An 18,873-nucleotide genomic window follows, 5' to 3' on the forward strand; every position below is an offset into this window, starting at 1 on the left:
TGCCGCCGGACGGCCCCGAGGTCACCGGGGCCGTCGGGGTGCGTTCAGCCGTCCCAGGTCCAGTCGGCGACCTCCGGAAGGTCCGTGCCGTGGGCGCGGATCCAGTCGTGGTGCCGCAGCCGCGCGTCCTCCATCCGCTGCCGTACGGCGGCGGCGCGCACCGCGAGTCCGGGGACGCGGTCGATGACGTCCATGACCAGCCGGTACCGGTCGAGGTCGTTGCGGACGACCATGTCGAACGGCGTGGTGGTCGTGCCGATCTCCTTGTAGCCGCGCACATGCAGATGCGCATGGCCGGCCCGGCGGTAGGCCAGGCGGTGGATGAGCCACGGGTAGCCGTGGTAGGCGAAGATCACCGGCTTGTCGCGGGTGAACAGGGCGTCGTACTCCGCGTCCGGCATGCCGTGCGGGTGCTCCTCCTGCGGCAGGAGCCGGGCCAGGTCGACGACGTTGACCACACGGACGGTCAGTTCGGGCAGGTGCCTGCGCAGCAACTGCGCGGCTGCCAGGACCTCCTGGGTGGGCACGTCGCCCGCGCAGCCGAGGACCACGTCGGGTTCCCGGCCGCCGTCCTCGGTCCCGGCCCAGTCCCAGATCCCCGCGCCGCGTGCGCAGTGCGCGCGCGCCTGGTCCATGGACAGCCAGTCGAAGGTGGGCTGTTTGCCTGCGACCACGACGTTGACGTAGTCCCGGCTGCGCAGCACGTGGTCGGCGACGGACAGCAGGGTGTTGGCGTCCGGCGGCAGGTAGACCCGTACGGCTTCGGGGCTCTTGTTGAGGATGTGGTCGACGAAGCCGGGGTCCTGGTGGGAGAAGCCGTTGTGGTCCTGGCGCCAGACGTGCGAGGTGAGCAGGTAGTTGAGGGAGGCGACGGGCGCGCGCCAGGGCAGCCGGCGGGTGGTGCGCAGCCACTTGATGTGCTGGTTGACCATCGAGTCGACGATGTGCACGAACGCCTCGTAGCAGGAGAACAGTCCGTGCCGTCCGGTGAGCAGATAGCCCTCCAGCCAGCCCTGGCAGGTGTGTTCGGAGAGGATCTCCATCACCCTGCCGTGCCGTTCGAGGTGTTCGTCCACCGGGAGCATCTGCGCCTGCCAGGCCTTGCCGCTCGCCCCGTAGACCGCCTGAAGACGGTTGGAGGCGGTCTCGTCCGGGCCGACGATCCTGAAGTCGCGGCGCTCACGGGTCTGGCGCATCACGTACTCCAGCACATCGCCCAGGACCCGGGTGGGTTCGTGCATCGTCGCGCCCGGCTTGTCGACCTCGACGGCGTACGACTCCAGTTCCGGCAGCGGCAGTTCGCGCACCAGCAGCCCGCCGTTGGCGTGCGGGTTCGCGCCGAGCCTGCGCTCGCCCTCGGGCACACAGGCGAGCACCTCGGGACGTGGGCGTCCCTGCTCGTCGAAGAGCTCCCGCGGGCGGTAGGAGCGCAGCCACGCCTCCAGCTGCCGCAGGTGCTCGGGGTTGTCCCGGACGGCGGACAGCGGGACCTGGTGGGAGCGCCAGGTGCCCTCGACCGGGAGCCCGTCGACCTCGGCGGGGCCGGTCCAGCCCTTGGGCGTGCGCAGCACGATCACCGGCCAGTGGGCACGTTCGGAGACACCGTCCTCGCGGGCGCTGCGCTGGATCGCGTCGATGCGTTCCAGGGCGTCGTCCATGGCGGCGGCCATGGCCCGGTGGACGGCCATGGGGTCGTCGCCGGTGACGTGGATCGGCGAGTGGCCGTAGCCGCGCAGCAGCTCGTCGAGCTCGGCCTCGGGGATCCGGGCGAGCACGGTCGGGTTGGCGATCTTGTACCCGTTGAGGTGCAGGATCGGCAGGACCGCGCCGTCGTGGACGGGGTCGAGGAACTTGTTGGAGTGCCAGGAGGCGGCCAGCGGCCCGGTCTCCGCCTCGCCGTCACCGATGACACAGGCGACGAGCAGGTCCGGGTTGTCCAGTGCGGCCCCGTAGGCGTGGGAGAGGGAGTAGCCCAGCTCGCCGCCCTCGTGGATCGAGCCGGGGGTCTCCGGTGCCACATGGCTGGGCACCCCGCCCGGGAACGAGAACTGCCGGAACAGCCGCTCCATCCCGGCCGCGTCCCTGCTGACGTCGGGATACGTCTGCGAGTACGAGCCGTCCAGCCAGGAGTTGGCGAGGACGGCCGGTCCACCGTGGCCGGGTCCCCACACGCACAGGGCGTCCTGGCCGCGGGCCTTGACGACCCGGTTCAGGTGGGTGTGCACGAGGTTCAGGCCCGGGGAGGTGCCCCAGTGCCCGAGCAGCCTCGGCTTGACGTGCTCCGGGCGCAGGGGCTCCGTCAGCAGGGGATTCGCCAGAAGGTAGATCTGGCCGACGGACAGGTAGTTCGCGGCGCGCCAGTGGGCGTCCAGGGCTTTCAGCTCGTCGTCCGTGAGCTCGGCGGGCGCCTGCTGCGTGTCGACGGACATCGGGTTTCCCTTCCGTGGCGGGTCTACGGGGTGGCCGTGCGTGCGGTTTCGTACCCGACCAGCCTCCGTCCGCCCGGGGGATCCTCGACAGGGCCGTTCGGGCCACCCCTGACGGCCCGGGTGCCCCCTATCGGGCCGGTACCACGACCACGGGGCAGTGGGAGCGGTGCAGCAGGGTGTGTCCGACCGTGCCCAGCCGCGGCGTGCCGCCGTGCCCGTGGGGGCGGGCCCCGATCACCACGAGCCCGGCCTCCCGTGTCTCCTCCAGCAGGGCGTGCGCCGGGTCGGTACGGAACGTCACCGTCTGGACACCGACCCCGGTGTGCCGCTGCCGCAGCTCGGCCACGTCGAAGCGTCCGACCGCCTCCTCGCCGGCCTCGCGCCGGGCCGCCTCCCGCTGTCCCGGGCTCGTCCCGGGGATCAGCGACGGAAGCTCGGGCCTCTCGTGGCGGTGGTTCCAGGCGTGCAGGACCGTGAGCCGCGCACCGCGCCGCTCCGCCTCCTGGAAGGCGTAGGCCGCCGCGTCCATGTCGGTGTCGCTCTCCAGGCCGAGCAGCACCTCGCGCCCGCCGTCGCACCGGTGGTCGCCGCGGACGATCAGGAGGGGGCTGTGGGTGTGCCCGGCGAGCCGCAGGCTCACCGATCCGAACAGCGTGCCGGTGACCCGTCCGAGGCCCCGGGTGCCGACGACGGTGAGGGCGGCGCCCTCGCTCTCCCGTATGAGTGCCTGTACGGCGGTGCCTTCGGCGGCGCGGGTCACGACCGGCAGCTCCGGATGGTGGTCCCGGATCCGTGCGGAGGCCGCCGCCAGCACCGGCCCCGCCTCGTCGTGGTCGGGTACGGCGTAGAGGATGTGCAGGGTGGCGCCACGCCGCTCGGCTTCCTCTGCCGCCCAGTCCAGTGCTCGTACGGCGATCAGTGTGCCGTCCACTCCGACGACCACGCGCTGTGCAGTCATGTTCCTGTCCCCTTCCGTGCACGTCGCTCCCCGGCGGTTCCTCCGCCCGGTGCTCGACATGCTCGTCGGCGCGCCGGGCGTGGGGCAGGGACCGTGCGGGCCGGCGCACGCGCCGTGCGGCCCTTTCGTCCGGGCCGCTCGGCCCCTGCCGGGCCCGGCGTTCGGAGACCATGACGGATGTCGCTCAGAGGGCGAGCTGCCCGCCGTACATCGTGCGTCCGCCGACGAGTTCGCGGCCCGTGATCAGCTCGGGTGCGATCCGCACGAACACCTCGTCGGGCGAGGGTGCCCAGGAGCGCGGTCCGACCCGGCACAGGTGCGCGTGCTCGGCCGGATCGTCGACCACGCCGGCCCGGCCGGTGACGACGACGCTCCAGCCCGACTGCGCGGCCGCGTCGACCTCGTCCGTCTCGAACGCGACGACCACGCCGTCGATCGCGCGGACCAGCTGCGAGGCCGCCGCCGTCCGCAGCAGCACACCACCGTCGTCGTCCAGGGAGAAGTTGACCGGCAGGACGGCCGGCAGGGCCTGCCGGGTGTGGACGATGCGGCCCACCGGGACGCTCGCCATCAGGCGCAGACACTCCTGCCTGTCCAGTTCACGGAAACCGTCGTTCGGATACATGGCCGGTCCAACCTTCGCCGCGGGATTGTTCGTCTGCTCCAACGTGTGCCCGGCCGACGCCGGACGACGAGAGGCCGTTGGTCCCGTGCCCGACGCAGGACGGCCCTCCCCCGGGGTTCACCCGCCGCCCGCCGACCGCTCCCTGATCAGCCGGCCGGTGATCTCGACGGGGTCGACACAGACCCACAGGTCGCGCCGCCCGCCGGCCCACGGTTCGCTGTACGCCCGCTCGGTCAGCCGCCGTGCCGCGTCGGGTCGCGTCACAGCACGGGCCCGGCCGCGCACCAGCACGCTCCAGCCGTGCCGGAGCACCTCGTCGATGTGGTCGGCCTCGAAGGCGACCTGCTCGCCGAGGACCGTGGACGGGAGGGAACCGGGGGCGGTCCTGAAAGCGATGGCGCCGTCTACGACGGTGTAGTTCACGGGGAGGATCGTCACACCCTCGTCGGTGACCATCCCGAGCCTGCCCACCCCGTGCGTGGACAGCCTCTCCCAGCACTCGTCGATGCCGAGTTCCACGAACTCCGCGGTGCCGCTCGCCCGGCCCCGGCCCGGCGGCAGATCGACGTCACCGCCGCTGAGGGCCGTCACCCCGGTGTCCAGCGCGTCGGCGAGCCTCAGGAGGGTGCTGATGCCCGGCGCGACGGCCGGGGTCTCCTCCAGGTACCGGAGGTAGCCGGGGTCCATGCCCGCCCGGTCGGCCACCTCCTGCCGGCTCAGGCCGAGCTCCTCGCGCCTGCCTGCGAGACGGCGGCCCAGGTCACCCGGGCTGCGGCCGGTCGGCAGGTGTGCCATGTCGAGTGACGTCTCTTCGGGCACGGTTCCCACCTCCTCCGTCACACGGCCGCCGGAACGGCGAGGGTGTCGTGGCGTGGTTCGCCCAGCACGACCTTGAGGGCGCCGGTGTCGGACGCGCGACCGAAGACGTCGTACGCCTCCTCCATGCTGTCCAGCGGGAAGGTGTGGGTCACCATCGACGAGGTGGGCAGTCGGCCGGCCGCCGCCATCCGCAGCAGGGTGGGGGTGGACGAGGTGTCGACGAGCCCGGTCGTGATGGTCACGTTCTTGATCCACAGGTCTTCGAGGTGCAGGGTGGCGGGCTTGCCGTGCACACCGACGTTCGCCACGTGTCCTCCGGGCCGCACCATGCGCGTGCACAGCTCGAAGCTCTCGGGGACACCCACGGCCTCGATGACGACATCGGCGCCCAGGCCGTCGGTGAGGTCGGCGACCAGTTGCCCGGGGTCGTCGCGTACGGCCACGACGGCGTCGGCGCCGAGCCGCTTGGCGGCGTCCAGCCGGGAGTCGGCGAGGTCCACGGCGATGATCCGCTCGGGGGTGTACAGCTGCGCGGTGCGGATCGCGGCCAGTCCGATGGGGCCGGCGCCGACGACGGCGACGGTGTCTCCGGGCCGCACGGCACCGTTGAGCACGCCCACCTCGTAGGCGGTCGGGAAGATGTCGGCGAACAGGACCGCGTCCTGTCCGCTCAGCCCGCCGGGCAGGGGATGCACGGACAGGTCGGCGAAGGGCACGCGCACGTACTCGGCCTGCGTGCCGTGGATGCGGTGGCCCAGGATCCAGCCCCCGCCGCCCAGGCACTGGCCGTACATGCCCTGCCGGCAGAAGCGGCAGCGGCCGCAGGCGGTGATGCAGGAGACCAGGACCTCGTCCCCCGGCCGGACGGTGCGCACGTCGCTGCCGACCTCGACGATCTCGCCGACCGCCTCGTGCCCCAGCACCGTGCCGGGCTCCACCTCGGGCACGTCGCCCTTGAGGATGTGGAGGTCCGTCCCGCAGATGGTGACGGCCTTGACCCGCACGACGGCGTCGGTGGGGTCCTGGACGGCCGGGTCCGGCACCTTCTCCCAGGCGGACTGTCCGGGGCCGTGGAAAACGAAGCCCTTCATGACCGTTCCTCCTTCGCTCCGGGGCACCGGGAGCACCCCACGGTTCCAGCGTGGGCCGAGTGACCGGCATCCGCTTGGGCCGATCGGTCCCGACCGCGCCGCGGGACGGCACCGTCGGGCCCTGAGGCCGTCGTCACCGGATGGTGCCCGGGTCGGTCACCGCGTTCGGGGCCCGCCGTGGGGTGGCGGGGCCTTCGGGGCCGTATCCGAGGCGAATCAGCATCTGGGCATGCCCGGTGCGGTCGGGCACGGGGGTCAGGTCGGTCCGCAGGTCGGGCCACTCCATCGGCTGGTGGAGCAGGGAGGCGCGCAGGCCGTGGGCCGTGGCCACCAGCAGTACGTGTTCGAGCGCCTGGCCGGCGCGCAGCCAGTCGGTGCGCCGGTCGTGTTCGGTCGTGAGCAGGGCGATGACCGGGTCGGTCTCGAAGTCCTGGGCGGGCAGCCGTTCGGGATGCCGCTGGGCGGTGAAGTCCCGCATAGGGATCTGCTCGCGCGCGTCCTGCGGGCCGAGGACCGTCCTGGGCAGTCCGATGTCGGCGGCCCCGTCCTCGTCCGGGTGCAACCAGCGGCGGCTCTCCATGCCGCGGTCCGTGTCGGCGCGGTTGCGGTGCTCGGCCTCGGCCACCACCCGGAGCAGACGGGCCGTCTCGGAAGGTGCGGGGAAGGCGACCAGGGCGCCTTCCATGTGCGCGGCCTCGGCGAGTTCGGCGCGGACCGGCGGAGGGACCTCACGACCGGAGAAGGGCATACGGCTGCTGTGCCTGCGCCACACCGCCGGGTAGAGGTCGGCGCGCAACGTGACCGTGGTGCGGTGGACGGGAGCCGTCAGGCGGACCTTGGCGAGCAGGCCGGGGTCCTCCGGGCTGGGCAGCAGACGTACGACGGGTGACCAGCCGAAGTGGAGTGCGGCGACGCGGAGGTTGAAGACGGACGCGCCGACCGAGACGTGCAGGGCGCGGCCGACGGGGTCGGCATGGCGCAGGCTCCGTTCCGGGGCTGCGCGCACCTCCAGGGTGACGGTGTCGGGATCCAGCCGGTAGCGCCAGGGCTGGCTGTTGAAGAACGAGGGCGCCGCCACGGCGGCCGACAGACAGGCCTCCAGGGTCGCGGCGTCGAGAGATGCGATGCGCATGATGCCCTCCTCCCGCACGAGCGTCGGACAGGTCCTGTGCCTTCGAGGGTGGGGCCGTGGGAGGGGCACGGTGAGGGGGTCGATGGTCCCTGGGCCGGGGCCGACCGGGGTACGGCCCAAACACCCGGCACGCCCCGACGGCCGGCCCGGCGACCGGCACCGGGCCGAACGGCCCTGCCCTGTGCGCGACTTGACCCCGACGGGCCCGGTGGCGGCCCCTGAACGGCCCCTGCCGTGACCCGGTCACGGCTGTCACCTTCCTGAACAGCGACACGACAGCAACAGCGACAGCGACAGCGACAGCGACAGCGGCGGCGACGCTGCGGGAGGAGGTGCGGACCGATGGCCGGGCGTACGAGGAAGTGGCTGTGGCGGTGGCGCGGCAATCCGCTCCGGCGACGCGAGGACGTGCTGGAGGCGTGGCTCGTGCTGGCCGTCTGGGTGCTCGTCGCCGTGGGCGGCACGGTCGCCGGTGTGGTGACGGCCGCGGGGGCCGACGGGGTCTTCGCCCGGCAGCGCGCCGGGCGGACACCGGTCACGGCCGTGCTTCTCGTGGACACCCCGCGGGCCACTGCGCACAGCTTCCGGTCGTTGGCCCCGGTCCGCTGGACGGCACCGGACGGGTCCGTGCGCACCGACAAGGCTCTCGTGGAATCGGGCCGGCACGCCGGTGCCGAGGTCGGGCTGTGGACCGACGCCGAGGGCGACCTGGTCACCGCCCCACCGAGCCGGACCGAGGCGTCCGTGGAGTCCGGGCTGCTGGGGGCGGCGTCCGCCCTGGCCCTCTCGGGCGTCGTGTTCGGAGCCGGGAGTGTCGTGCGCCGGGGACTGGACCGTCGCCGCCTCGCCCAGTGGGGCGAGGAGTGGGTCATGGTCGGGCCCCGCTGGGGACACCGGACCGGCTGATCCGCCACCGCTCACGCCGAGTGCGCTTCCCGCGGCGAAGTCCAGGGCCTTTCGGCCCGGGAAGGGGCCGGGGCGGCCGCTGCCCCGGGCCCGGCACGCGCGTCAGGCTGACGGTGACCGCGCCGTCGCGTACGGCGTCGAATCCCGGAGGGCCGATGCCATGGTCGTCCTCGTCCTCGCCGTCTTCCTCCACCTGCTGATTCTCGCGGGCGCGTGGTACGACACCGCCCGCATGTGCGCGCCCGACCCGGCCCGCGAAGCCTCTCGGCCCCGACCGGACCGCAGGCTGGAGACGGCCGAGAAGCGGCTGGTGGCGCGCCGTCTGCACGGCCGGATCGACGCCGCCACCTACCGGGCGAGAATGCACGACCTCGCAGAGGGCCGCCGCCCTGTCCGGCGACGACGTCCGGGCTGAGTGCTGCGCGACCGCGGGTCCGGGGCCACAGGACGGGCCGGGGACGACGGTCCACGGAGGGTTCCGGCGGCTCGTCACCCTGATGCCACCGCCGGCTGCCACCGGCTCCCGGCCGCACCGCACGCCGGCACTCCAGCGCCCCTTCGCATGCCGGCTGCGCGCATGCCGCGCGCACCGTGACGGGCACACTGGACATGAGCACCAGGTCCGGTCGGCCCCCGTGCGACCGGGTCCGGCGTGAGGAGCGTCGGAGCGGCGGCCCGCAGACACCCGTCACCGGGAGCGAGGGAGTGTAGATGACCGAGGCACGCACCTTCACCGCGCAGGACCCGATCCGGGTCTTCCTGCTCGACGACCACGAGGTCGTCCGCCGCGGCATCATGGACCTGCTGGACGCCGAGGACGACATCACCGTGGTCGGCGACGCCGCCGACGCCGAGCACGCACTCCTGCGCGCACCCACCGTCCACCCCCACGTCGCCGTCCTCGACGTACGCCTCCCCGACGGCGACGGCATCACCGTCTGCCGCGAACTGCGCAACCGCATGCCCGAACTCGCGTGCCTCATGCTGACCTCGTTCGACGACGAGGACGCCCTCCTCGACGCCATCATGGCCGGGGCCTCCGGATACGTCCTCAAACAGATCAAGGGCACCGACCTGATCTCGGCGGTCCGCACCCTCGCCTCCGGCCGGTCCATGCTCGACCCCGCCACCACGGCCCGACTCATGCACTCCCTGCGCACCGAACCCACCTCACCTCCCGAGACCGCTCCGGAGATCGCTGCGCTGACACCCCGTGAGCGCGACATCCTGGCCCTGATCGGCGACGGCCTCACCAACCGCGAGATCGGCAAACGCCTCTACCTGTCGGAGAAGACCGTCAAGAACCACATCTCCCGCCTCCTGGCCAAACTCGGCGTCCAGCGCCGCGTCCAGGCCGCGGTGCTCGCCTCCCAGCTGGACCGACGGGAGAACGGGGACCGCACCCCACCGGCTGACGGCTGACGGAGGCGCTCGTTCGTGTCGGGCCCAGCGGTCCTGCCTGCGGCTTCCTGCCTGCTGCCTGCTGCCTGCTGCCTGCTCAGCACGTGCGGCGCACCTGCGACCGGAGGTTGGAGGGGGGCCGGTCGGCCCTGGAGGGCAGGGCGGCACGGACCGGCTTCCGGGGTCGTTGGCCTCATGCGGAGGCAACGGGAGCGGAGAAGACTCCTTGGTGCACGCGGCACCGAATCGATCGGGGCACCGCGGACGGAGTCCAAGGAGGCGGCGATCATGAGGCGAATTCAGCAGACCAAGTGCCCCCGCACTCCGCGTCGGCCGGAGCCCCAGGACCTGCGCACGCCCTCCGGGCGCCCTCTGCCCTACTGAGGCCCGGCGGCCACGGTCGCACTTCTCCAAGTGGGGCCGGTCGGCCCTGGCGGGCGAGTCGTCGAAGTGATGTGCTGGATGTGGCGGGAAGGGCTCGCCGGGAGACGCGGGGAAGCGCCTTCGGGGCGCGCACCGCGCAATCAGGATCCGCGAGAAGTGGATGTGCCCTTCCCGCCCTGTGCTGCCCGGCCGAGGACCACGGCCGGGCCACCAGGGGTCAGCGGCCCCGTGCCTGCAGGTCCGCCACCCATTTCCTGCGGACCGCGTCCTCGTGCTCGTTCTGTTCGAGTCCCGCGTCGACGCGGGCGAGCGCCGCCTCCAGCCGCGGGATCCAGTGCCGCCGCAGGGCGCGCACCCGTCGCCGGGTGGCGAGCAGTTCGTCCCCCACGGCACGGGCCGCGGCAGCGGCAGCGGCGTACTCGGCGCCCGCGCGCACAGCGTCCGCGTAGCCGGCCTCGGCGTGGACGAGGGCGGTGTTCGCCGGCGCCGGTTCGTCCGGGTCCGGCTCCGGCACGGCGCACATGGCGGCACGGGGATGCCGTACGCCCATCGTGGAGGTCCAGGTGACCTCGAGTTGCGCGGGACGCCGTACGGCCGTCTCGTCGAGGGCCTCCTCGCCCCCGAGGATCAGTCCGCGCCGCAGCCAGGACTCCGCCTCCGTGAGCCGCGCATGCCACCGTTCCCGTGCTTCGCCCTCGGCACGCAGCAACTCCTCGTGGCGGGCGCGCAGTACGCGCAGTTTCCGGTCGAGCAGGTCGGCCCCGCGGCGCGCCACCTCCAGACCGCGGCGCAGTCTGAGGCGCCCGGCCCGGCCCGGGGGTACGCGCAGCTCCGCCATACGATCACCCGCTCTCCGGCGTGCGATGGGCCTCGATGAACTCGGCCGGCAGCATGGTCAGTTGGCCGCGCGGCAGTGTCATCAGCACCTGCCAGGCCCGCTCCAGCGTCTCGTCCAGGGTGCGCAGTTCGTCCCGCCGCTGGTCGACGAGCTCGCGCGCGAAGGCGTCCTCGAAGTCCAGGGAGCGGCGGTCGGCGGGGCTGAGCGCCGCCTGCCCGACGAGGTCGGCCAGTTCCCTGACCTGACGCGCGTGGGCCAGCGCGGACAGCAGCTGAGCCGCCACGTCGAGGTGGTCGGCACGCGTGCGGCCGGGCCCGGCGCCGTTGCGCATCAGGCGCGACAGCGAGGACAGCGCGTCCACCGGCGGATAGACGCCTCGCGCGTGCATCTGACGGGAGAGCACGATCTGGCCCTCGGTGATGTATCCGGTGAGGTCCGGCACGGGGTGCGTGATGTCGCCCGCGGGCATGGTCAGCACGGGCAGGATCGTCACGGATCCCGGCAGGCCGCGCAGCCGCCCGCAGCGCTCGTACAGGGAAGCCAGGTCGCTGTACAGATAGCCGGGGTAGGCCCGGCGGGCGGGGATCTCGCCGCGGGCCGCGGAGACCTCGCGCAGTGCCTCGGCGTAGCTCGTCATGTCCGTCATCACGACCAGGACGTGACGGCCCTCGGCGAAGGCGAGGTGCTCGGCGACGGTGAGGGCGATCCGGGGGGTGAGGATCCGCTCGATGACGGGGTCGTCGGCGGTGTTGAGCAGGAGCACCAACTCGCCCGCCGCGGACCGTTCCTCCAGTGCGTTCCGTACGAACCCGGCATCCGCGTGGGTCACTCCCATGGCGGCGAAGACGACACAGAACGGTTCCCCGCCGACCGTCGCCTGGGCGGCGATCTGCGACGCCAGTTCCAGGTGCGGGAGTCCGGCCGCGGAGAACACCGGGAGCTTCTGGCCGCGGACGAGTGTGGTCAGGGCGTCCACGGCGCTGATCCCGGTGAGCACCGGTTCGGCCGGCGGCTCGCGACGCAACGGGTTGACGGGACGGCCTCCGACCGCGGAGGCGGTGGCGCCGAGGACGGGCGGGCCTCCGTCGAGCGGCTCGCCGCGTCCGTTGCAGACCCGGCCCAGCCATCCGGGGCCCACGGGGACGCGCAACGGCGATCCGGTGAAGGCGGCACGCAGCCGCGCCGGATCGAGCCCCGCGGTGCCCTCGAGGACCTGGACGACGGCCGTGTCGCGGTCGACCTCCAGCACGAGTCCGTGCCGCTGTGCGCCGGAGTCGGGGGTGAGCAGGACGAACTCGTCCCAGCCGACGCCCTCGACCTTGTCCACCACCGCGAGCGGGCCGCGCAGCTCCCGCACCGAGGTGTACTCCACGTGGGTGGTCATGTCACCTCCCCGAGCCGGGCGAGCATGGTCTCGCGCAGGGTCCGCACGGTCGCGGCGTCGTCGGGGCCCGCCTGCTCACGGGCGCGCAGCACGGGCGCGAAGTCGACCTCCTCCAGACGCGCCGCCGGCACCCCCCGTTCGACCAGTTCGCGGCAGCGGTCGACGACGGCCAGGACCGCCTCGGCCAGGGCCGCGCTCTTCTCCGCGCCGCTGTAGGCGTCCCGCTCGGACAGCGCGCTCTGCTGGAGCACTCCCTCGCGCACGAGGCGTCCGCCCAGGACGTCGACGCGTTCCTGGTCGGGCAGCGCGCCGATGCCGAGCAGGTCCACCAGATCGGCGAGCCGGTCGGCCTCGGCGAGCAGGCCGGCCACGCGGGCCCGACGGGCGGGCCAGTCCGGGTCGTCGGTGGCGGCGTGGTGGATGCCGAGCGCCTCGGCGTCCCGGGAGAAGGACTCGGCCCAGGAGACGGCCGGATAGTGGCGGGCGTAGGCGAGGTCGCGGTCGAGGGTCCACAGGCAGCGGACGAAGCGCTGGGTGTGGGCGGTGACCGGTTCGGCCATGTCGCCGCCGGGCGGGGAGACCGCGCCGACGACGGTCACGGAACCGGCGTCGCCGCCGAGCGTGGTCACCGCTCCGGCCCGCTCGTAGAACGCGGCGATCGCCGAGGCCAGGCCCGCCGGATAGCCCTCTTCGGCGGGCAGCGCGCCGGTCCGGGAGGCGAACTCGCGCAGTGCCTCGGCCCAGCGTGAGGTGGAGTCCGCGATCACGACCACGTTCAGGCCCATGTCGCGGAAGTACTCGGCGACGGCGACGCCGGAGTAGACGCTCGCCTCCCTGGCCATCATCGGCATGTTGGAGGTGTTGGCGACGATCACGGTCCGGTCGGCGAGGCGCCCGCCGGTGCGGGGGTCGGTGAGGGCGGTGAACTCGTCGATGACCTCGGCCATCTCGTTGCCGCGCTCGCCGCAGCCGACGTAGACGATGACGTCGGCGTCGCACCACTTGGCGATCTGCTGGAGCAGGACGGTCTTGCCGGTGCCGAAGCCGCCGGGCACGGCGACGGTGCTGCCCAGCGCCACAGGGAAGAGCAGGTCGATGGCGCGCTGGCCGGTGCGCAGCGGCAGGCCGGTGTCCCGGCGCTCACGGACGGGGCGGGGGGTGCGGACGGGCCAGCGGCTCGTGATGCCGATCGGTGTGCCCGCCACGGTCGCCACGACGGTGTCCTCGGGATGGCGGCCCGGCCCCACGAGGCCCTCCACCCGTCCCGCGCAGCCCGGCGGCACCAGCACCCGCAGGCGCACCGGCCCCGCGTCCTCGATCTCGCCGAGGGCCTCTCCCTGAAGAACCTCGTCGCCTTCCGCGACCCGGGGCGTGAACGTCCACATCGGTGGCTCCGTCCCGGCCTCCCGGTCGATGGCGCCCGGCTCCAGCCACGCGCCCGCGGCCGACAGCGGGCGCAGCAGCCCGTCGAAGATCCCGCCCAGCAGGCCGGGACCGAGGGTCGCCGACAGGGGGTGGCCGAGCGTCCTGACCGGCATGCCGGGTGCGAGGCCGCCGGTGTATTCGTACGCCTGGACGGTGACGACCGCGTCCCGGATCGCGACGATCTCGCCGGGCAGGCCGGACTCGCCGAGCGCGACCAGGTCGTACATGGCGCTGCCGCCCACGCCCTCGGCCTCGACGAGCGGCCCGGTGACCCGCAGGATGCGGCCGGTGCCGTACGAGATGTGCGTCAGGGTGTCCACAGTTCCTCCAGTTCCGCGCCGTACCGGTCGAGGGCCTGCTGGGCGAAGGCGGCGAGGCTGAGGTCGACCCGGCGGCTCCGGCTCTCGCCGACGACGCCTCCGCCGGGTGCCTCGGCGATCCGGGCGTCCGGTCCGAGCAGGTACCGGGCCCGGAGGGTGAGTCGGCGGCGCAGGTCCGGGTAGGCCTCGGTGCGGCGCAGGTCCTCGACGCCCCGCACGACCTGTCGGCCCAGTTCCTCCCAGCACTGCCTGCGGGCGGCGAGTTCCCGGGCGCGGGCGGCCCTGCGGGCCCGGGTGCGCACCGCTCGGCGGGCGGTCTCGGCGTCGGCCGCGCCCTGTTCCCGGGCCTCGGCGAGGATCGCGGCGGCCCTGGCCTCGGCCTCCCTGGACAGGGCGTCGGCGTCCTCGGCGGCGGCGAGCAGCACGGCCTCCGCGTCGGCCCTGGCGTCCTGGAGGAGTCGGGCTCGCACCGGGGCGAGTGCGTTCTCGGTCCCGGCGACCGGACGGGTCCTCATGGCGGCATCACCCTTCTCGACCGGCCCTCCGCAACGGCCTCCGGACCGGCCCCACCGGCGGCGGGAACAGCCGGCGCCGCACCGGCTCCGGCAGTGGACGAGATCCTCACGGCGGCATCACCACCACCAACCGCTCCTCGACAGCCGGCGCATTCGGACCGAGCGCGTCCGCCGCGGCGGGCGTGAGGATCACCAGGCCGACGCCCGTGGGGAGCGCGTCCCAGGCGGCGCGCGCCGCTGCCGGGTCCGGCGCGGGGAAGACGGCGACGCCGACGGCCGCCAGCCCGATGACCCGCTGCCGTTCCCCGATCGCCACGACGCGCGCCATGGCTAGGTCTTCCCGATCAGGATGATGGCGACGACCAGGCCGTAGATGGCGATGCCCTCGGCGAGGCCGACGATGACCATGGCCCGGCCGAACAGCTCGGGCCGTTCGCTCAGCGCGGCCAGGGCCGCGGCGCCCGTGTAGGCGACGGCGATCGCCGCGCCGATGGAGGCCCCGGCGACCGCGATGGCGGCTCCGATGAGGGCCGCGGACTGGGAGCCGGAGCTCTCAGCGGCCGCCGTGGTGGCGGCGTCCGCCTGAGCCGGGCCGCCGCTCAGGGCGACCAGCAGGAGCACGAGGGCTCCGGTGAACAGTGCCGCGTCCGCCGCGAGGACCGACCGCAGCACGGCCGGACCGCGGTGGCGCAGCAGCCGACGGGTTCCGGCGAATGCCGCGACCAGCACCGGCAGTGCGATCAGCCAGACGATCATGGTGTCACCTCCGTGCCGTGGGGTGCGGGCACCTTTCCGTGGCAGGTCAGGGTGGGCACGTGCCAGGGGCGGAAGGGCCGGCCCTCCGCGTCGAAGACCCGCGAGAACAGTTCGTAGAACTCCAGCCGCAGGGCCTGCACGCCGGCCACCAGCGCCTCCAGGGCGAAGGCCAGCGTGTTGCCGAGGACGAAGAGCAGGAGCCCGGCGAGCAGCGCCGCGGGCCCGGCGCCGGCCAGGGCGGTGGTGCCCTGCCAGACGATGCCGCCCAGCGCGGCGTGGGTGAGCCCGAACGCGGCCAGCCGGGCGAAGGAGACGGTGTTCGAGCCGATGCGGATCACCACGTCGAAGAGCTGGACGCCGGTCTGCAGGGCACCGGAGGCACCTCCTCCGGACGCCGTCAGGAGCCCGGTGCCGGCGAGGCCCAGCCCGGTGAGAGCGATCACCGAGCCGGTCACGACGACCAGCGGTACGTGCAGGACGACGCCGGCCGCGACCCCGGCGAACCCGAGGAAGACGGTGGCTCCCGCGACGCCGGACGCCGCGTACAGGGCCCGCCCCGGGCCGCCCTCCCGCCACCGGTTCACGATGCCGGTCCCGTAGGCCAGAGCCAGCAGGACCGCGCCCAGGCCCATGGCGCACGCCAGCAGGCGCATGGGCGCCTCCAGCGGGTTCAGCCACAGCACCGGCAGCACTCCGGTGGGACCGAAGAACTCTCCGTAGGCGATTCCGGCGAGGACGCTCGCCGCGCCCGCCCCGGCCAGGAAGGGCCACAGGGGCTGCAGGAACACCAGGCGCCTCGGCCGGCCCGAGCGCAGCAGGAGCGCGGCGAGGAGGAGCAGGAGGCCGTGGCCCGCGTCGCCGAACATCATCCCGAACATGACGACGTAGGCGATGCCCGCGGGCACGGTGGGATCGACGTCGGCGTACGGCACGGTCCCGTAGGTGCGCACCAGCGGAACCAGGGAGCGACGCACGGTGCCCGTGTCGGACAACCGGGTCGGAGGGTCGATGCCCGGGGGCGCGCGCAGCGGGACGACGGCGCCTCCGGAGTCCGCGAGCCGGGCGGCGAGCCCGGGCAGTTCGACCGTGGGGCACCATCCGGCGAGTGCGGCGGCACTCCCCCGGCGCACCGCCGCCTCGCGATACGTCTCCAACTCGGCCTCGCCGGCCAGAAGGCCGGTCCGCCCCTGGCGGGCGAGGTCGTCGAGGTCGGGTTCCCATGGGGACAGGACAGCGGGCTCGGACGCGGTTCCCAGGGACTGAAGGTGGCGCGCCGCGGGGCCGGACCTCCCGGGATCCTCGGGCCGGTCCAGCTCGACGCAGCCGGCGTCGGCGACCCGTACGAGGGTCTCGCGCAGGGCGTCGGCGGGCGCGACCACGGCCACCCTGCGCATGCGGTCGGGGATCAGGGAGTCAGCCCAGGAGTTCATCGAAGGCCTCCAGGGCACGGCCGTCGTGCGCGGCACATTCCAGTGCGGCACGCACCCGCCAGGCGTCGGCCCCCAGGACGGCGGCCGCGCCGACCACGGGAGACATGTCGAACCCGGCCCTCGCCAGCATCGACACCGCGTCCCGCTCGACCGACGGCCACCAGCGGGCCTCGGCGCGCCACAGGTCCTTCGGCTCCTCGGCGCCCTCCAGCGCCCAGCGGGCGGAGGCCGGCAGCCGGGCACGGAACTCGGTGAAGGCGGGCGCCCGTACGGCGGCCGTGCCGAGCAGCCGTACGGCGTCCCGCTGGGCCGTTCCGGTCAGCCGGTGTCCGGTCAGATGGACCTCACGGGCCAGCACCAGCGCGGCCTCGCCGGCCGCCCAGCGCGCGGCCACGGGCACCTGCGCCGCGGTGCGGGCCGCTGCCGACAGCCGCATCCCGGTGAGCAGGGCCGCGGGGGCGGCGGATCCGGGATCACCCCATTCGGAGGCGGCCAGGACGGCCCGCACGCCGGCCGGGGAGGTGGCGCGGGACAGCCGTGGCCAGGCGGTCGCCAGCGCGCCGAGCCGGTGGGGCGGGGGCTGGGGGGCGCCGGACAGAGAGCGCAGACGGTCCCGGGTGTTGGCGATCTCGAATCCGGAAGCCAGCAGTCGTAGGACGGCGGCACCGGGCCGTGGCTGCCATCCGGCCAGTACCCGCAGCTGCCACAGCAGGGCGCCCGCCACGGCCCGTTGGGCCTGGCCCGGACCGGCCGTCGGGTCGAGCCCGCGGCGATAGACGGTGTTGGCCAGGACCCGCAGGGCTTCGGACAGGCTCGGCGCGGCGGCCAGTTCGCGTGCCGCCCGGGGCCCGGCGCGTGCGGCGGCCATCGCCCTGGCACGGGTGGCGCCGGCGACCCAGCCCGCGCTCATGGCGCATCCCGGTGAGGTTCGGCGTCGAGGTCCCGGGCCACCCGGGCCACCATGCGGGCGGCCAGTTCCGGGGTGCGTGCTCGAGCCCTGTCCCGCAGCTCACGTACGGCCTGCCGTACCGCCACGTCTTCGCGTTCGGCGTCGGCGACCGCCTGTGCGAGCAGCCGGGCCGCGGTCTCGCTCCTGACCCGCCGGGCGCGTGCCCGGGCCGTGTGCACGGTCCGGGCGGCCTCGTCGGCCGCGGCGCGACGCCGCTCGCGGGCCTTGTGGCCGGCGGCCTCGCGGACGGCCGCGGCCTCGGTGAGGGTGTCGTCCAGCAGGGCGAGGGTGGGCTCCAGTTCGGCCGTGAGCTCTGCGGTCCGATCCGCGGGAACGGCTCCGGCGACCGCACGGCCGGGTGGGGCGGCCGGTCGCCAGCGTGCGAGGAACTCGCGCAGCGCAGGCATGGGCACCTCCGTATCGCCACAGTGCCCCCACGTTTCCTGTCTTCACGTTAGGAAACGGGTCAGGGCCTCCACAGAGGCCGTTCGACCTGCGCACGGGGGCCGGACGGCCCTGTACCCCTCGCGGTGGCGGCGGGAGAGTGGGCATAGGAGTCATGTTCCGCGCACCGCGGGAGGTAGTCATGGATGACCGAGACGCGCGGGAAGGCGCGGCTGCGTCCGCCGAGGCACGTCACGCGGTGCCACTTTACGCACGGAAACCGGTCGAGGAGTTCCGTCAGACCATGATGGTGCGCTACCTCCAGGCCGTCGCCTCGCACGCGGCGCAGGCGGCCGCCGAGGAGCCGGCCGACGCCGTGGCCGCCCAGAGAGCGACGCCTTCGCGGCCCGCCGCTCAGGCGGACACGATCGCCGACCTCCAGGTGCGGCACGTCATGAAGCGGTCCGTCACCGGCGTCACGGCCGACACCCCGTTCCTGGACGTCGCCCGGATGCTGGCTCGCCAGCAGATCGGGGCCGTTCCCGTGGTGGACGGATCCCAGCACGTCCTCGGTGTGATCGCGGAGTCCGACCTGCTCGCCCGGGCCGCCGACCTGTCGGCCCCCGGAGGGCACGCCGGTCCGCTGTCCAGGCTGCTCGGCCGCCACCACGACGTCGGTGAAGCGGGCGGCACGGCCGGCACACTGATGTCGGCACCGGCGCTCACGGTCCGGCCCTGGACGCCCGTGGTGGAGGCGGCCCGCACGGCCGCCGGTTCCCGGATCCGCCAGATCTTCGTGACCGATCACCACGAACGGCTCGTGGGGGTCGTCAGCCGCTCCGAGCTGCTGCACGCTCTGGTCCGGGACGACCGGGCGATCCGTGACGAGATCGTCTCCCACGTCATCCGCAACCGGCTGGGCCTCGCCCCGGGGGAGGTGGAGGTGCGGGTCCGCAACGGCACCGTGACACTCACCGGCACGATCGACCGGGAGCTGATCTCGCGGCTGACCGCGGAAGTGGCGGCCATACCCGACGTGTACGAGGTGGACGACCACCTGATCGCCCACTGAGTCACGGCCCGGCGGCCGGGACTGACGAGGAAGGCCTGACCATGCCCGACACCAC

Annotated in this window: 19 protein-coding genes; 4 read left to right on the forward strand and 15 right to left on the reverse strand. The window is 73.9% G+C overall.

Going from position 1 to position 18,873, the window contains the following annotated elements; translation table 11 throughout:
- Positions 1 to 44: 44 nt before the first annotated feature.
- The 6 genes from IOD14_RS26270 to IOD14_RS26295 form a co-directional block, all read right to left on the reverse strand.
- Positions 45 to 2,429: a phosphoketolase family protein gene (locus tag IOD14_RS26270; protein WP_123987282.1), complete on the reverse strand. Its 2,385-nt coding sequence runs from the start codon at positions 2,427 to 2,429 to the stop codon at positions 45 to 47.
- A gap of 127 nt (positions 2,430 to 2,556) precedes the next feature.
- Positions 2,557 to 3,387, reverse strand: coding sequence for a universal stress protein (locus tag IOD14_RS26275; RefSeq protein WP_212671703.1), 831 nt, complete (start codon positions 3,385 to 3,387; stop codon positions 2,557 to 2,559).
- Positions 3,388 to 3,571: 184 nt separating this feature from the next.
- Complete coding sequence (locus IOD14_RS26280; protein WP_123987283.1) at positions 3,572 to 4,012, reverse strand: pyridoxamine 5'-phosphate oxidase family protein; 441 nt, start codon at positions 4,010 to 4,012, stop codon at positions 3,572 to 3,574.
- A gap of 117 nt (positions 4,013 to 4,129) precedes the next feature.
- Positions 4,130 to 4,807, reverse strand: coding sequence for a pyridoxamine 5'-phosphate oxidase family protein (locus IOD14_RS26285; protein WP_123992490.1), 678 nt, complete (start codon positions 4,805 to 4,807; stop codon positions 4,130 to 4,132).
- A 41-nt stretch (positions 4,808 to 4,848) separates the two neighbouring features.
- A complete protein-coding gene (locus IOD14_RS26290; RefSeq protein ID WP_212671704.1) occupies positions 4,849 to 5,922 on the reverse strand; it encodes a zinc-dependent alcohol dehydrogenase family protein in 1,074 nt (357 codons plus the stop codon).
- Positions 5,923 to 6,055: 133 nt separating this feature from the next.
- Positions 6,056 to 7,054, reverse strand: a complete 999-nt coding sequence (locus tag IOD14_RS26295) for a nitroreductase family protein (protein WP_212671705.1) — start codon at positions 7,052 to 7,054, stop codon at positions 6,056 to 6,058.
- Positions 7,055 to 7,396: 342 nt separating this feature from the next.
- Here IOD14_RS26295 and IOD14_RS26300 point away from each other — a divergent pair, with 342 nt between their 5' ends.
- The 3 genes from IOD14_RS26300 to IOD14_RS26310 all read left to right on the forward strand — a co-directional run bounded on the left by IOD14_RS26300 (position 7,397) and on the right by IOD14_RS26310 (position 9,382).
- Positions 7,397 to 7,960, forward strand: a complete 564-nt coding sequence (locus IOD14_RS26300) for a hypothetical protein (RefSeq protein ID WP_123987286.1) — start codon at positions 7,397 to 7,399, stop codon at positions 7,958 to 7,960.
- Between the two features lie 160 nt (positions 7,961 to 8,120).
- A complete protein-coding gene (locus IOD14_RS26305) occupies positions 8,121 to 8,375 on the forward strand; it encodes a hypothetical protein (RefSeq protein WP_123987287.1) in 255 nt (84 codons plus the stop codon).
- Between the two features lie 296 nt (positions 8,376 to 8,671).
- The gene (locus IOD14_RS26310) at positions 8,672 to 9,382 is read left to right on the forward strand and encodes a response regulator transcription factor (RefSeq protein ID WP_123987288.1); all 711 of its coding nucleotides are present in this window, start codon (positions 8,672 to 8,674) and stop codon (positions 9,380 to 9,382) included.
- Positions 9,383 to 9,962: 580 nt separating this feature from the next.
- Here IOD14_RS26310 and IOD14_RS26315 read toward each other — a convergent pair.
- The 9 genes from IOD14_RS26315 to IOD14_RS26355 form a co-directional block, all read right to left on the reverse strand.
- Positions 9,963 to 10,583, reverse strand: coding sequence for a V-type ATP synthase subunit D (locus tag IOD14_RS26315; protein ID WP_212671706.1), 621 nt, complete (start codon positions 10,581 to 10,583; stop codon positions 9,963 to 9,965).
- Between the two features lie 4 nt (positions 10,584 to 10,587).
- Positions 10,588 to 11,967 (reverse strand): V-type ATP synthase subunit B, encoded by a 1,380-nt coding sequence (locus tag IOD14_RS26320; protein ID WP_212671707.1) that lies wholly within the window; start codon positions 11,965 to 11,967, stop codon positions 10,588 to 10,590.
- The gene (locus tag IOD14_RS26325; RefSeq protein ID WP_212671708.1) at positions 11,964 to 13,712 is read right to left on the reverse strand and encodes a V-type ATP synthase subunit A; all 1,749 of its coding nucleotides are present in this window, start codon (positions 13,710 to 13,712) and stop codon (positions 11,964 to 11,966) included. The genes IOD14_RS26320 and IOD14_RS26325 overlap by 4 nt, the downstream gene beginning before the upstream one ends.
- Complete coding sequence (locus IOD14_RS26330) at positions 13,700 to 14,227, reverse strand: V-type ATP synthase subunit E family protein (RefSeq protein ID WP_212671709.1); 528 nt, start codon at positions 14,225 to 14,227, stop codon at positions 13,700 to 13,702. The genes IOD14_RS26325 and IOD14_RS26330 overlap by 13 nt, the downstream gene beginning before the upstream one ends.
- Before the next feature lie 106 nt (positions 14,228 to 14,333).
- Positions 14,334 to 14,555: a hypothetical protein gene (locus IOD14_RS26335; RefSeq protein ID WP_212671710.1), complete on the reverse strand. Its 222-nt coding sequence runs from the start codon at positions 14,553 to 14,555 to the stop codon at positions 14,334 to 14,336.
- Positions 14,556 to 14,557: 2 nt separating this feature from the next.
- A complete protein-coding gene (locus tag IOD14_RS26340; protein ID WP_123987293.1) occupies positions 14,558 to 14,983 on the reverse strand; it encodes an ATP synthase subunit C in 426 nt (141 codons plus the stop codon).
- Positions 14,980 to 16,413: a V-type ATPase 116kDa subunit family protein gene (locus tag IOD14_RS26345; RefSeq protein WP_212671711.1), complete on the reverse strand. Its 1,434-nt coding sequence runs from the start codon at positions 16,411 to 16,413 to the stop codon at positions 14,980 to 14,982. Before IOD14_RS26345 ends, IOD14_RS26340 begins: the two co-directional genes overlap by 4 nt.
- Entirely contained in the window at positions 16,397 to 17,323 is a 927-nt protein-coding gene (locus tag IOD14_RS26350; protein WP_212671712.1) for a V-type ATPase subunit, read from the reverse strand. The genes IOD14_RS26345 and IOD14_RS26350 overlap by 17 nt, the downstream gene beginning before the upstream one ends.
- The gene (locus IOD14_RS26355) at positions 17,320 to 17,769 is read right to left on the reverse strand and encodes a hypothetical protein (RefSeq protein ID WP_123987295.1); all 450 of its coding nucleotides are present in this window, start codon (positions 17,767 to 17,769) and stop codon (positions 17,320 to 17,322) included. The genes IOD14_RS26350 and IOD14_RS26355 overlap by 4 nt, the downstream gene beginning before the upstream one ends.
- Before the next feature lie 179 nt (positions 17,770 to 17,948).
- Here IOD14_RS26355 and IOD14_RS26360 point away from each other — a divergent pair, with 179 nt between their 5' ends.
- Positions 17,949 to 18,818, forward strand: a complete 870-nt coding sequence (locus IOD14_RS26360) for a CBS domain-containing protein (RefSeq protein WP_212671713.1) — start codon at positions 17,949 to 17,951, stop codon at positions 18,816 to 18,818.
- The last annotated feature ends 55 nt before the right edge of the window (positions 18,819 to 18,873 follow it).

It is taken from the genome of Streptomyces sp. A2-16, assembly GCF_018128905.1.
Lineage (GTDB): Bacteria > Actinomycetota > Actinomycetes > Streptomycetales > Streptomycetaceae > Streptomyces.